This window comes from Sphingopyxis flava, from assembly GCF_900168005.1.
Classification (GTDB): Bacteria; Pseudomonadota; Alphaproteobacteria; order Sphingomonadales; family Sphingomonadaceae; genus Sphingopyxis; species Sphingopyxis flava.
The window spans coordinates 156,019-169,597 of sequence record NZ_FUYP01000004.1; the positions used below are offsets into that span (position 1 = coordinate 156,019).

General features: G+C 64.7%; 12 protein-coding genes. 6 read left to right on the plus strand and 6 right to left on the minus strand.

Annotated features, from left to right (window positions below):
- Window positions 1-116 precede the first annotated feature (116 nt).
- Entirely contained in the window at window positions 117-527 is a 411-nt protein-coding gene (locus tag B5X69_RS04795; protein WP_079637556.1) for an acyl-CoA thioesterase, read from the plus strand.
- A 17-nt stretch (window positions 528-544) separates the two neighbouring features.
- Here the strand turns inward: B5X69_RS04795 and B5X69_RS04800 are convergent, their stop codons facing one another.
- Window positions 545-1,111: a septal ring lytic transglycosylase RlpA family protein gene (locus B5X69_RS04800; RefSeq protein WP_079637557.1), complete on the minus strand. Its 567-nt coding sequence runs from the start codon at window positions 1,109-1,111 to the stop codon at window positions 545-547.
- Window positions 1,112-1,398: 287 nt separating this feature from the next.
- On the opposite strand from B5X69_RS04800, the gene B5X69_RS04805 reads away from it, so the two are divergent.
- Both B5X69_RS04805 and B5X69_RS04810 read left to right on the plus strand, forming a co-directional pair.
- Window positions 1,399-2,994, plus strand: coding sequence for a helicase HerA-like domain-containing protein (locus B5X69_RS04805; protein ID WP_079637558.1), 1,596 nt, complete (start codon window positions 1,399-1,401; stop codon window positions 2,992-2,994).
- Entirely contained in the window at window positions 2,991-3,446 is a 456-nt protein-coding gene (locus B5X69_RS04810; RefSeq protein WP_079637559.1) for a globin family protein, read from the plus strand. Before B5X69_RS04805 ends, B5X69_RS04810 begins: the two co-directional genes overlap by 4 nt.
- 14 nt (window positions 3,447-3,460) lie before the next feature.
- Here B5X69_RS04810 and B5X69_RS04815 read toward each other — a convergent pair whose 3' ends face one another.
- Complete coding sequence (locus B5X69_RS04815; RefSeq protein WP_079637560.1) at window positions 3,461-6,154, minus strand: M1 family metallopeptidase; 2,694 nt, start codon at window positions 6,152-6,154, stop codon at window positions 3,461-3,463.
- A 138-nt stretch (window positions 6,155-6,292) separates the two neighbouring features.
- Between B5X69_RS04815 and B5X69_RS04820 the strand changes: the two genes are divergently transcribed.
- Window positions 6,293-7,579 (plus strand): cytochrome P450, encoded by a 1,287-nt coding sequence (locus tag B5X69_RS04820; RefSeq protein WP_079637561.1) that lies wholly within the window; start codon window positions 6,293-6,295, stop codon window positions 7,577-7,579.
- 306 nt (window positions 7,580-7,885) lie between these two features.
- Here the strand turns inward: B5X69_RS04820 and B5X69_RS04825 are convergent, their stop codons facing one another.
- The 4 genes from B5X69_RS04825 to hflK form a co-directional block, all read right to left on the minus strand.
- Complete coding sequence (locus tag B5X69_RS04825; protein ID WP_079637613.1) at window positions 7,886-8,254, minus strand: VOC family protein; 369 nt, start codon at window positions 8,252-8,254, stop codon at window positions 7,886-7,888.
- Between the two features lie 120 nt (window positions 8,255-8,374).
- On the minus strand, window positions 8,375-9,874 hold the full coding sequence (locus B5X69_RS04830) for a trypsin-like peptidase domain-containing protein (RefSeq protein WP_079637562.1): 1,500 nt from the start codon (window positions 9,872-9,874) through the stop codon (window positions 8,375-8,377).
- Between the two features lie 126 nt (window positions 9,875-10,000).
- Window positions 10,001-10,852: a protease modulator HflC gene (gene hflC / locus B5X69_RS04835; protein ID WP_079637563.1), complete on the minus strand. Its 852-nt coding sequence runs from the start codon at window positions 10,850-10,852 to the stop codon at window positions 10,001-10,003.
- The gene (hflK, locus tag B5X69_RS04840) at window positions 10,852-11,997 is read right to left on the minus strand and encodes a protease modulator HflK (protein WP_079637564.1); all 1,146 of its coding nucleotides are present in this window, start codon (window positions 11,995-11,997) and stop codon (window positions 10,852-10,854) included. Before hflK ends, hflC begins: the two co-directional genes overlap by 1 nt.
- Window positions 11,998-12,088: 91 nt before the next feature.
- On the opposite strand from hflK, the gene B5X69_RS04845 reads away from it, so the two are divergent.
- On the plus strand, window positions 12,089-13,078 hold the full coding sequence (locus tag B5X69_RS04845) for an Mrp/NBP35 family ATP-binding protein (RefSeq protein WP_079637565.1): 990 nt from the start codon (window positions 12,089-12,091) through the stop codon (window positions 13,076-13,078).
- Window positions 13,079-13,501, plus strand: a complete 423-nt coding sequence (locus B5X69_RS04850) for a CoA-binding protein (RefSeq protein WP_079637566.1) — start codon at window positions 13,079-13,081, stop codon at window positions 13,499-13,501.
- Window positions 13,502-13,579: the final 78 nt, after the last annotated feature.

The following is a 13,579-nucleotide window of genomic DNA, read 5'->3' on the forward strand; positions in this document are numbered from 1 at the left end:
CGCCCGCCCCGGGGAGCCTAGTCTTGCTCGGGATATCCGATATTGCCGCTTGATCACCGAAAAGAATCTGAAATTTCATCTTTCCGTCACATTCTGTTGACACTAGTGTCAATGTCATGACCGCCGCCGCAACACCGCACGACCACAAGATCACCGTAGCCCCCGATCAAATCGACTTCATGGGGCACGTCAACAACGCCCATTATCTGAGCTGGGTGCAGGAGGCGGTGCTCGCCCACTGGCGCAAGATCGCACCACCAGAGGCGGTCGCGCAGCATCTATGGGTCGCGTTGAAGCACGAGATCACCTATCGGCGCCCCGCTTTCCTCGACGACCGCGTGATCGCAACGGTGATCCTTGAAAAGGTTCAGGGCGCGCGGGCCTTTTATGACACGGTTATCAAGCGTGGCGAGGACGTGTTGGCTGAGGTCAAGTCGAGCTGGTGCTGCATCGATGCCAAGACGCTCCGCCCCGCCCGCCTCGCGAGCGAGGTCGTCGCGCGCTTCTTTCCGAACGAGAAAGTCTAGAAGCGGTCCGGCCGCGCTTAGCGGCTTTGCGCTGAGAACCGCAAACGAATCTGCTGCAATTCGCGTTCGGGCACGCGGGGAAGCGACGCCGCGGGCTTGCCGCTGCGCAGCCTTTTGCGGTCCTGCTCCGAAGGCACGACCCGCCGCACGCGTACCAGCGAGTGGCCCTGCGCCCTGATGCCAAGTTCCTCCGCCGCCCCGCGCGACAGGTCGATGATCCGCCCGCGCGCGAACGGCCCGCGGTCATTGATCCGCACGATGATCCGTCGCCCGGTATCGAGCGCGGTTACCTCGACATAGGTCGGCAGCGGCAGCGTGGTGTGCGCGGCGGTGATCCAGCCGGCATGGAATCTCTCGCCGCTCGCGGTGCGATTTCCTGATTCGTTGCCGTACCAGCTCGCATAGCCGACCGCATCATAGGCAGGCGCCGCCGCGGGCACATAGGTGACCCCGCGGACCGAATAGGGCTTGCCGATAAGCACCGACGTGTCGCTGACCGGCCGGAAATTGCCACCGGCGCACGCCGACAGCATCAATGCGGCCGCCACCGCGCTTACCCACCGGATCGTCGAATCCCGCCGCATCGAGGCAATCGTAGAGCCGGAGCGAATGGGGATAAAGGGGGCATGAGGTTGGATCCTCCCTGCGGCGAAGCCATGGGGAGGGGGACCATCCGAACGATGGTGGAGGGGCGAACGAGCGGAGCGAGCGCTTCGCACTCGCTGCTCCTCCGTCCCTGCGCAGCTGTCACCTCCCCATCGCTGCGCGACGGGGAGGGCCGTAGGATCTCGCCGTCGCGGCTTTGCCGATTGCCCGGCGCCGCGCTCCGCTCTAGACCTTAAAAAAAAAGCCCGGTTTGGAGGAATGGACAGTGAGTGAAGGCAGCGAAGCGGCTGAAATCTATCTCGGTCTCGGCGGCGGTGGCGCCGCGGACGGTCCGCGCCAGTCGTTGGTGCTGAAGCGGGCCAACCGCCACGGGCTGATCGCGGGCGCAACCGGCACCGGCAAAACAGTGACCTTGCAGGGGCTTGCCGAGGGCCTTTCGGCGGCCGGCGTGCCCGTGTTCGTCGCGGACGTGAAGGGCGACCTGTCGGGCATCGCGATGGCGGGCAGCCCGACCGCGAAGACACACGACGCCTTTGCCAAGCGCGCAGCCGAGATTGGGGACGCCGATTGGGCGTACCATGACAATCCCGTAATCTTCTGGGACCTGTTCGGCGAACAGGGGCATCCGGTTCGCACCACCGTATCCGAAATGGGGCCGCTGCTGCTCGCGCGGTTGATGGGCCTCAACGACGTGCAGGAAGGCGTGCTTGCGATCGCCTTCCGGGTCGCGGACGAGCAGAATATGCTGCTCCTAGACATGGGAGACCTCCAGGCGATGCTCGCTTGGTGCGCCGAAAATGCCGATGAGCTGACGACCAAATATGGCAATGTGTCGAAGGCGACGGTCGGCACTATTCAGCGCCAGCTCCTCAGCCTCGAAAGTCAGGGCGGTGACCATTTCTTTGGCGAGCCCGCGCTCGACATCATGGACATGATCCGCTGCGACGATCAGGGGCGCGGCTATGTGAACGTGCTCGCGGCGGACAAGCTGATGGCGAGCCCGAAACTTTATGCGACCTTCTTGCTCTGGCTGCTCTCCGAAATGTTCGAGACGCTTCCCGAGGTTGGCGATCCCGACAAGCCCAAGCTCGTGTTCTTCTTTGACGAGGCGCATCTTCTTTTTGACGATGCACCGCCGGCACTGACCGACAAGATCGAGCAGGTCGTGCGCCTGATCCGCTCGAAAGGCGTCGGCGTCTATTTCGTGACGCAGAACCCGATCGATATTCCCGAGGACGTCGCGGGCCAGCTCGGCAACCGCGTCCAGCACGCACTGCGCGCCTTCACGCCCCGCGACCAGAAAGCAGTGAAGGCGGCGGCCGAAACCTTCCGCCCCAACCCCAAGGTCGAAGTCGCGCGCGAGATCACCGAGCTCAAGGTCGGCGAAGCGCTGGTATCCCTGCTGATGGCGGACGGCGCACCCTCACCCGTCGAGCGTACGCTGATCAAGGCACCCTGTTCGCGCGCAGGCCCTCTCGACGCAAAGGAACGCGCAATCATAAAGTCGATTTCGCCGGTAGCTGACAAATATGACACGCCGGTCGACCGCGAGAGCGCCGAAGAATTGCTCGCCGCAAAGGCCGAGCAGGCGCAGGCGGCCGCCGCCGAGGCGAAAGCCAAGGTCGAAGCGGATAAGCAGGCCGCGATCGCAGCGAAAGAAGAGGCAAGGCGCAAGGCGGCCGAGGAGAAGGAACGGCTGCGCCTTGAAAAGGCGGCCGCGCGCGAAGCCGCGAGGCCGAGCATAGCGGAGAAAATGATCCAGTCGGCGGCACGCTCGGCCGCAACGAGCATCGGGCGTCAGGTGGCGGGCAAGTTTGGCGGTCAGCTGATGCGCGGAATATTGGGCAGCCTGTTCAAGTGACGGAGCGGCCCGATGCCGCGCTGATCGAGACGACCCTCGCGGCCGTCGCCAACGCCGGAATCGACATACGCCACGCGCTGTTCGAGCGCTTTCTGTCCGCCTACCCCAACCGGCATTCTGCCTTTCTGAACCTTGACGCAGCGTCACGGCGCATGACCGACGAGACGCTGCAGATCCTCTTTGGGCTCGCGACCGACGAAGGCTGGGTCTGGCCTCTCGTCGCCGAGCTTGTCGTGACGCACCGAAATTACGGCGCGCTTCTTGCCGACGAATATGACGCCTTCATCGATCTCACGATCGACGAACTCGGCCGCGCCGCGGGACGCACATGGACAGGCGCCCACGCCGCGGCATGGCTGCGGCAGGGAGAAATCCTGAAAGCCATGATCCGCCGCGCGCTTGCCGAATGGGAGAGCGCGATGCCAGGCGGCCGCGCTGCCGCGCCCGCCTGAGCCGCGGCGCGCCGCTATTCTCCCGCGAGCCAGACCTTGCTTTCGGCCCTTATGCGGGGGTTGCTCTCGGCATGCTCCCTGAGCACCGCAATCGTGCGCTCATAGGGCTTGCGCACGTCGGCGGGCAAAGCAGCTGCTTTCGCTTCGAGCGCTGCGATCATCGCGGGATCGTCCGAGTTCATCGCGAGGCTAGCAAGGAAGCGGACACGGGCGGAGGCGTCGATCAGCCTGTCCACCTCGGTCTGGTGCGCCTCGACGAAGGCGACAGCGGCGTCGGCATGATAGCCCGCGACGCGGCCGATGATCGCCGCGCTTGTCGTCTGGCCGGGTTCAGCGGTCAGCGCGAGGTCGAGCGCCCGCTGCGCGAGCGCATCGTCCTTCGCGGCGCCGAGCAGCGTATAGAGCGTGCTGCGCTCAACAGCCGACTTGCTTGCCTGCGCAAGGCGACGAAGCTTGTCCCAGCCGGCGGCGCCTGCATTGGTCGCAACGATATCGAGCCACAGTCCCTTCGCGGGACCGTCGAGCGCTCTGGGGTCGCTGTCGAGACGCGCGAAGCGACGGCGGGCTTCGCCGAGCACGGCGGGGTCGCCCATCATGCCGAGCGCGCGAATCACGTCGGCGCGAAGCACCGCGTCGAGCGCGGGTTCACTGTCCTTCGGATCAAAGCCGAGGCGGTTCAGCGCCGGACGCAGCGCCGCCGCGCCGCGCGCCGCGATCGCCGCCTGCGTGGCGGCATCGCCTTCGAAGACTCTGTAGAGCTGCGCATAGCGGCTGGCCGCCTCCATCAGCACATAGGGATTGGCATCGGCGGGCGTCGCGGCAAGCAGACCGAGCGCGGCGTCCATCGGCTGATAGCCGGCGATCGAGAGGGCGAAATTGTCGCTAAGGAGACCGAGCTGGTCGATCGGCTGGATCTTCGCGAAATCGCTGCGTAGGGCGGCAAGAGCTTGCGGCGTGTAGAGGGTGCGGAAGTAGCCGAGTTGGCCGCCATTGAGGATGGTGGGCCCGCAATGATCGACTTTGACCGAAGCCTTGCCGTCGCGAACGACGACGCGCTGTTCATCGCCGCCGATAGTCCGCACGAGCATCGGCACCTGCCAGCGGCGCCCCTCGCCGTCGATGCTGGCGCGGCGATCCCGCGAAAATTCGCCCTGCGTCACGCTGATAAGATTGGCGCCGGCCTTGCACTGGCTGCCCGTCATGCGGATGAGCGGAATGCCCGGCTGGCCGGTGAAGTCGTGCGCGATCGCAGTCAGCCCCTTGGCGCCCGCGGCTTCGATGGCGTTCCAAAGATCGTCGGTGCGGCTGTTGCCATATTTGTGAGCGGCCATGTAACCGCGCAATCCGCTGCGCCACACGTCCTCACCCGCATAGGCCTCAAGCATCGAGATGACCGCCTCGCCCTTCTTGTAGGTGATCGCGTCGAAGGCCTGATTCGTGTCCTCGACCGTACGGATCGTCTGCAGGATCGGGTGGGTGGTGCGATAAGCGTCGAGGCTCATCGCGCTCTCGCGCCCATGCACGCGGGTAAGAAGCGGCTGCCATTCGGGATGGAAATGGTCGGTGACCTTGGTCGCCATCCAGCTCGCAAAGCCCTCGTTGAGCCAGAGATCATCCCACCATGCCATCGTCACCAGGTCGCCGAACCACTGGTGCGCGACCTCATGCGCCTGAACGCCGTAGATTGCCTGCCGGGTGGCCTCGCTGGTGATCGCAGGGTCGTCGAGGAGGATGCGCTCGAAGGTGAAGATCGCGCCCCAATTCTCCATTGCGCCGAAGAACTGCGACTGGCCCGGGCCCGCAATATTGTCGAGCTTGGGAAGCGGATAGGGCTGGCCGAAATAATCGGTATAATAGCCAAGCAAGGGCGCGAGGCTGTCGAGCGCGAAGCGCGCCTGCTCGCCCGAACCCTTCGGCGACACGATGCCGACTTCGGCGCCGCTTTCGCTCTTCATCGCCAAGCGCTCGAAATCGCCGACGCCGAAAAAAAGAAGGTAGGAGGACATTCTGGGCGAGGCGCCGAAACGCACGGTCTTAAGGCCGTTTGCGGCCGCGAATTCCCGTTCGACCGGCATGTTGCTGACCGCGAGCTGGTCCGCGGGAACCGTCGCGCTCAAGGTGAAGGTCGCCTTGTAGCTCGGCTCATCGAAGCTTGGCGCAAAGCGCCGCGCGTCTGGCGCCTCGAACTGCGTGAAAAGACCGCGGCGCGGCTCCCCGGTCGCCTTGTCGGGATAGTCCAGCGCAAAAAGGCCGTTCGCTTGCGTGTTGATAACCCCGCTATAGTCGGCCGTCAGCGTGTATTTCCCGGGCACGAGCGCGGCAGGTGCCGTGAAGGTGACTGTCTGCGCCGCGGCATCGAGCGTCGCGGCGAGCGGCACCTTACCCGACCCGTCGGCCTTGGAAAGGCTCGCACTGGAAAAGCGGAGGTCAAGCGCGTTCATCGTGATGCTGCTCGAGCGTTCGAATAGTTCAAGGTCGATCGCGACGCGTCCGGTAAAGGTGAGCGCCTTCGCATCGGGCGTGATTGCAATGTCATAATGCGAGGGGCGCGCAATCCGCGGGAGCTGGCTCGGTACGCTTTTGGCGAGCGGTGCGGCGGCGTTCGCATGGGCTGCCATAAACGCCTCCTCGGCGAGCGTCGGAGCGGCGGCGGCGAGGCTCAGCGACGACAAGGTCACGAGCAGCAGGTGGCGCGTGGCAGAATTCATCGCAGCTTCCCCGTTATTCCAGACTAGAGCAATAATGTTGCAGGGACCTACGCTCTGCGCGCCGGGGCGTCACGGCCCCAATTCGACGGGCGTCCAATCCTGCTCGACAGACGGTCAGTCTTGCGGCAGTTTCGTTTCATGACAAAACCTATATTGCCTGGAGAGGTTGCCGCCGCGGTCATCGACCCCACCGCCTATGCCGCGTGGGAGCCGCTTCAAGAACAATTGGTCTGGGCGCGCGCCAACGCACCCTTGGCGGTCGCGGAAAACCCGACCCATGATCCCTTCTGGCTGGTCACGCGGCACGCCGACATCATGGCGATTAGCCGCGACCCGCAGCGCTTCGCGAACGGCATCCGCCCCACGGTGCTGACCGACCGCGACGGCGAAGCGCTCGCGCGCGCCGCGACACCCGGGGGTGACGGGCACCTCATCCGCTCGCTTGTTCAGATGGACGCACCCGACCACATGAAATACCGTCTTCTGACCCAAGGCTGGTTCATGCCCAAGAATCTGCGGATCGTGGAAGACCGGATCCGCGAGATTGCGCGCGAGACCGTCGATCATATGCTCTCGCTCGGCGACACATGCGATTTCGCGCGCGATGTCGCAGCGCATTATCCGCTACGTGTGATCATGGACATTCTGGGGGTGCCAGCCGAGGACGAGCCGCGGATGCTGATGTTGACGCAGCAGCTCTTCGGGTCGACCGACCCCGAGCTCAATCGCGGGCGTGAGGCGGTCAGGAGCGCCGAACAGGTGATCGCGATGCTCCATTATGTGATCGCCGATTTCGAAAATTACTTCCGCGAACTGACCGCCGACCGCCGTGCGAGCCCGCGCGCGGACATTGCGACCGTGATCGCCAATGCGACGATCGACGGCGGGCAGATCCCCGACCGCGAGCTTGCCGGCTATTATATGATCGTCGCGACCGCGGGGCACGACACGACGAGCGCCTCGACCGCGGGGGCGATGATGGAGCTGGCCAAAGACCCGGCGCTGTTCGCGCGCTTCCGCGACGCGGCGAGCGACAAGGCGGGGCTGATCGAAGAGGCCATCCGCTGGTCGACCCCGGTGCAGCATTTCATGCGCAGCGCGAAGGAGGATGTCGAGATCGGGGGACAGACGATCCGCGAAGGCGACTGGCTGATGCTGAATTATGTCTCGGCAAACCGCGACGAGGCGGTGTTCGCCGACCCTTTCACCTTCGACCCCGACCGCGAAAAGAACCAGCAGATCGCCTTCGGCTTCGGCGCGCATGTATGCCTGGGCCAGCACCTCGCCCGGATGGAGATGCAGATCTTGATGGAGGAATTGCTACCGAGGCTGAAGTCGGTCGAACTGGCCGGTGAGCCTGCCCGAGTCGAATCGGTGTTCGTGGGCGGGCTGAAGCGGCTGCCGCTCCGGTTCGAAGCGGCGTAGGGGCAGCGATATCGACCAGTTGGGGGAGTATCCGCGATCCTCGCGCGTCGTCACCGCGGGACGAGCCCGGCGATGACGAGCGTCGCGAAGCGACCGATAGCAGAGGTTGACGTAGAGGCTATACCTCGCATCCTGCGACGCTTTGCCTATCCCTTGATCTTTCTCGCCGCCGGCTGTGCCAGCTCAGGGAGGAGCGGGAACCGCAGCGGCACCGTTGAAAGCGGAACCTGGATCAGGCTGGGTGACCCGAGCGGGGCGACGGAAGTGTAACAATCACTTCGCACCGCAAACGCCCACCCCGCTCGCTCATCCCATGACGAAGGCGTTAAGCTTGTTTCCGTCGGGGTCGCGGAAATAGCCTGCGTAAAAGCCTTCGCCGCGCGGACCTGGCGCACCTTCATCGGTGCCGCCGTGGGCCAAAGCGATGTCGTAGAGGCGCTGGACCTGTGCTTCGTCCTTCGCCTCAAGCGCGACCATCACGCCGTTGCCGACGCTCGCGGCGTTGCCATCCCAGGGTTTGGTGAGGCCGATCCCGGCGCCGCCGCCTTCCTGGCCCCAGGCGATGAAGCCTTCATATTCCATCATCCGCGGCACCCCCAGTTCCGTCGTAATCGCGTCATAGAAGACCGCCGCCCTGGCAAGGTCGTTCGTTCCCAGCGTCACATAACCGATCATCATCTCTCTCCCGATTCGTGGTTATGCGAACATTATAGGAACATCCTTCGGCGCGCGCAAAGAAAATGGGCGCCGGGACCGAGGACCGGGCGCCCTGTTTGAAGGTCATTTGCGGACGGCCTATTTCCCGTCGATGCGGACTGGGATAAAGGCCGGTGGCTGGCCGCGGCGCAGAATTTCGAGCAGAACCGCCGTCCGACCGGCTTTTTTCGCATCAGCGATCGTCTTCGCCAGCGCCTCGCTCGTCGTTACGGGCACGCGGTTCGCGCTGAGGATCACGTCACCGCGGCGCAGGCCCTTACGGCCGGCATCGCTGCTGCTACCAACAGCTGCGATGACGAGGCCCTTGGTGCTGCGCTCAACCCCGATGCTGCCAGCGATCGCGGGGGTCAGCGGCTGGACCGCCATGCCGAGCCCATCCTGGATCGCCTGATCGGCACTCCCCTTCGGATCGTCCGGCATCGTCTGCTCTTCTTCGGGGTCGAAATTGCTGCCGGTCAACTCCTCCTCGGGCGGGCGGGTGCCGACCACAGCGTTGACCGTCATCGCTTTCCCGTCGCGAATGATCTCGAGCGGAATGCGCGCGCCAGGTTTCACATTGGCGATCAAATAGGACAGCGTCTGCTGCGGCGTGACGTCCCTGCCATCGACCTTCGTCACCACGTCGCCACGCTTCAGTCCGGCCTTCGCTGCGGGCCCGCCGTCTTCGATGCGCTGGATGATCTCACCGCGATCCTTGGGCAGACCAAGCGCAGCGGCGAAATCTTCTCCCACCGGTGCGATACCGATGCCGAGATAACCACGCTGCGGCTTTTCGCCCGCCTTGAGTGCGGCGATCACCGGCGCTGCGGCGTCGGCGGGGATTGCGAAATTGACGCCGATGTTTGCGCCAACGGGCGAGATCAGCATATTGTTGATGCCGACGACATTGCCCTGCAAGTCGAACAGCGGGCCGCCCGAGTTGCCGCGGTTGATCGCAGTATCGGTCTGAATATAGCGATCATAGGGGCCGCCGCTTCCGATATTGCGCTGCACTGCTGAAATGATCCCCGCGGTGACGGTCGAGCCGAGGCCAAGCGGGTTGCCGATCGCGACAACCCAGTCACCCACGCGCGCCTTGCTGCTCTCGCCAAAGCGTACGAAGGGCAGGCCCGTCGCGTCGATCTTCAAGAGCGCAAGATCCGACGTCGCGTCACGGCCCACGATCTTTGCACGATATTCTTTCTGGTTGGTCATCGTCACGGTGACCTCGTTCACCTGCTCGCCGCGCGGGCCGCCAGTGACCACATGGTTGTTGGTAACGATGTAGCCATCGGACGAAATCAGAAACCCCGATCCGCCGCCCTGCTGTTCCTGGGTGATCGGCTCCCGTGTCCCCGCGAAGGGATTGAGCCGCACGCCGAGCGTGACCTCCTGCTTGGTCGAGATATTGACCACCGCGGGCTGGAGCTGTTCGACGAGGTCAGCAAAGCTTTCAGGTGCGCCCGAGCGCGGCACAGCCTTGGCGATCTCGCTCTTTTCATTTTGCGCTACCTGCGCCCCGACCGGCGACTGGGTGACAAGCGCCAGCGCCGTCCCGCCCACGAGCAGCGCCGAAGTGATGCCATATACATAACGCACGTTTGCATTTCCTCTTCGTTTCTGGGTCCCAGCATTCCCGGCGGGGCTGTCTGCCTCGGAACGGCTGAACGGTGTTTGAACATGAACAGCGCTTGCACGTGCCGTTCATATCCGCCCGCGCAGCTGTCAATCTCCGTGGAACTGCTTCAGATACTCATTGTCAGGTGACAGGATGATTGAGGTCGCGCCGCTGCTGTCGTCGCCAAGGAAGGTCTGACGATAGCTAATCATGGAACGGTAGAAATCATAAAATTCGGGATCCTTGCCATAGCTCGCGGCATAGATGCGCGCCGCCTCGCCATCGGCGTTACCGCGGATGATCTGCGCTTCCTTCTGCCCTTCGGCGCGGATCGCTGTTGCCTCCTGTTGGCGCGCGGTACGCATGCGGTTGTATGCCGCATCGAGCGTGGCGCCTTCCGGAAGATCGGCGCGCTTGATCCGCACGTCGATGATCTCCGCCCCATATTTGCGCGCCTCGCGGTTCAGCGCGATCTGGATATTGTCCATCACCGCGCCGCGCTCCGGCGACAGAAGCGTCGCAAATGTGCGTTTGCCGAGCTCATTGCGTAGCGAGGAGCCGAGGATCGTCGCGAGTTGCTGCTGCAACCGGTCCTCGGTGCGGATCGCGGTATACATGCGCACCGGATCAGTAATGCGGAAGCGCGCAAAGGCGTCGACCTGCAGCCGCTGCTGGTCGGTCGAGAGCACCTGCTGGCGCTCCATGTTGATGCCGAGGATGCGCTTGTCGATGACCTGGATATTGTCGAAGAAGGGCATGCGGAGCACAAGTCCCGCGCCCGAGTGGCCGAAATCCTCGCCCTTCTTATATTTGTTCACCGTTGCGCGGATCTCGCCAAAGCGCAGGATGAGCGCCTGCTTGTCCTCGGGGACGATCGACACCGTCATCGAGACGAGCACGAGCAGTGCGAGCAGCCCAATGAGCAGCCGCAGAGGCCGGCGGAGAAAATTGTCGAGCATTACTGGCCTCCCTTCAGGGCCGAATCAGCACGCCGCTGCACTTCGGGAAGCGCCAGATAGGGGGTCACCCCGCGCGGCTCGACGATTGTCTTATCGGCCTTCGACAGCACCGCCTCCATCGTCTCGTAATAGATGCGTCGCCGCGTTACCGCTGGCGCCAGCTGATATTGCTCATAGATTTTGTCGAACGCCGCCGTGTCACCGCGCGCCCGTTCGAGCACCTGCTGCTCATAGGCACGCGCGAGATTGATCGCGGATTCGCGTTCCTGGCGCGCCGCGGTGACTTCCTTGAATGCCTCGTCGACCTGCTTTGGCGGATCGGCCTGGCGGATCGCAATGCCCTGGATCGACACGCCGGCGCGATACTGATCGAGCAGGTCCTGCATGCGCTGCTGCACCTGCGCTTCGATCTCGACGCGGCCAGGGCCGATCGCCTGCACAAGGTCGAAATTGGCCACCGTCGCGCGCATCGAACTTTCTGCAACCTCCCGTATCGTTCCCTCCGGATCGGCGAGCTGGAAGATGAAAAGCTCCGGATCGCGGATCGACCAGCGCACCTCATAGGCAAGGTCGACAATGCTCTGATCGCGGGTCAGCACGAAATTTTCATCGGTCGCATTGGGCGAACCGACCGCCATCGTCCGGATCGCGCGCACGTCCTCAAGCCGGATGCGCTCGAACGGCGGCGGGAGCGTGAGTTTGACGCCCGGGCCGACGGTTCGCGAATAGCTGCCGAGGCGGGTGACGACCCCTTCCTTTTCGGGTGGAACGACATGGATAGTGGAAAAGAAGAGCATGACGGCGACAAGCGCAAAAATTGCCCATTTCCATCGTCGCGCCGACCCCGCCAAGTCAAAGCCGTCGCCGCCGCCCGATCCTCCACCGCCAAAGCTGCCGCGCCCCTTTCGCAGCAGCTCGTCAAGCGCAGAGGGCCCACGCGGGCGGCGCCCGCGCCCGGCATCGGCGGGATCAGGCGTCACCCATGGGTTGCGCGGGCCGGGCTTCCGGCCGCCGCCCTTCCCATCGTCGCCATCCTTGGGCCCATTGCTCCACGGGCTGTTCGCCATCAGGCTGATCGAATCGAAAATTCGCCGCCAACCCCCTGGAGCGCGGCGCCCCATCATGCCGTCATTGTCGTTGCTCATGCTGCATTTATAGGGGCGGCGGACGCGATTAACAGGGGGTTCGCGCGAAAATGGCTGGCAATCGCGCACAGCATGCCTATTTCGCCGGAGCATGACCGACGAAGCTCCCGACCTCGCGCGCCTGACCGCTACCGCCGCCGAACTCAGTGAGGGCCGCGCCTCCGGCCTGCGCCGGCTCGATGAGGCCGGGACGCTGGCTGTCGTGCTCGACGTCACCGGGCTCGCCCCTGAGGCACGCCGACCGCTTGAGGATCAGCTGCGCGCCGGGCTCCTCGCCGAGGCAGGCGTGGCCGAGGTTCGCGTCGCGATGACGGCCGAGAAAAAGGCGCTGACGGTGATCGCGGTCGGCAGCGGCAAGGGCGGGGTCGGCAAGTCGACCCTCGCCGCCAATCTCGCTATCGCGCTCCAGCGTCGCGGGGTGAAGGTCGGGCTGGTCGACGCCGATATTTATGGCCCCTCCCTCCCCAAGCTGCTCGACAGCGAGAGCGTAAAGCCCGAGGCGCGCGGGTCTAAGCTTGTTCCTGTTCCCAACGCCTACGGCGTTCCCATGCTATCAACGGGACAGATCGCCGCGCCGGGTCAGGCGATCGCTTGGCGCGGCCCGATGGCGGGCAAGGCCCTCGAACAGCTCATCGATGCGAGCTGGGGAGACATCGACACGCTTGTCGTCGACCTGCCGCCCGGCACCGGCGATGTTCAGCTCACGATGATACAGCGCCACAAGCCGACAGGAGCGGTGATCGTGTCGACCCCGCAGGATCTGGCGCTTATCGACGCCACCCGCGCGATCAGCCTGTTCGAGCAGGCCGACGTGCCGATCATTGGCCTCGTCGAGAATATGGCCGGCTATGTCTGCCCGCATTGCGGTGGAACCAGCGATCCGTTCGGCCATGGCGGCGCCGAGGCGGCGGCGACCGCGATGGGGCTCGATTTCCTCGGCCGCGTGCCGCTGATGATGGGCATCCGCCTTGCCAGCGACGGCGGCGTGCCCCCTGCGGCGGGAACCGATCCCGCCGGCGAGCCGTTCCACGCCGTGGCGGCGAGAGTCGCCGACTGGCTCGGCGCGCGAAAGGCAGGCTGAATGGCGATCAACGACGAAGACGAGATCCGCGCGCTGCTCGGCCAGCCGCGCCGCATCGCGGTGGTGGGCGCCTCGCCCAACCCCGCCCGCCCCTCGAACGAGGTTCTCGCCTTTCTCGTCCGCCAGGGGCATGATGTCATCGCGGTCAACCCCGGCCACGCCGGACGGGCGATCCACGGCGCGCCGGTCGTCGCGAGCCTCGCCAATGTCGAACCGCCCGCCGAGATCGTCGATATCTTTCGCAACAGCGCCGAGGCCGGCCGCGCGGTCGACGACGCGATTGTCCACGGCGCGAAGGCCGTATGGCTGCAGATCGGCGTGATCGACGAGGCCGCGGCAAAGCGCGCCGCCGACGCCGGTCTGATCGTCGTGATGGACCGTTGCCCGAAGGTGGAAATCCCGCGGCTCGGCTTGCTGCGCTAGGCAAGCTCGTCGTCCCGACGGCAGCGACGGGTTCCGGAGCCGCGCCGCGCCGAAAGCTGCCATGCTTCGCAGCATCGA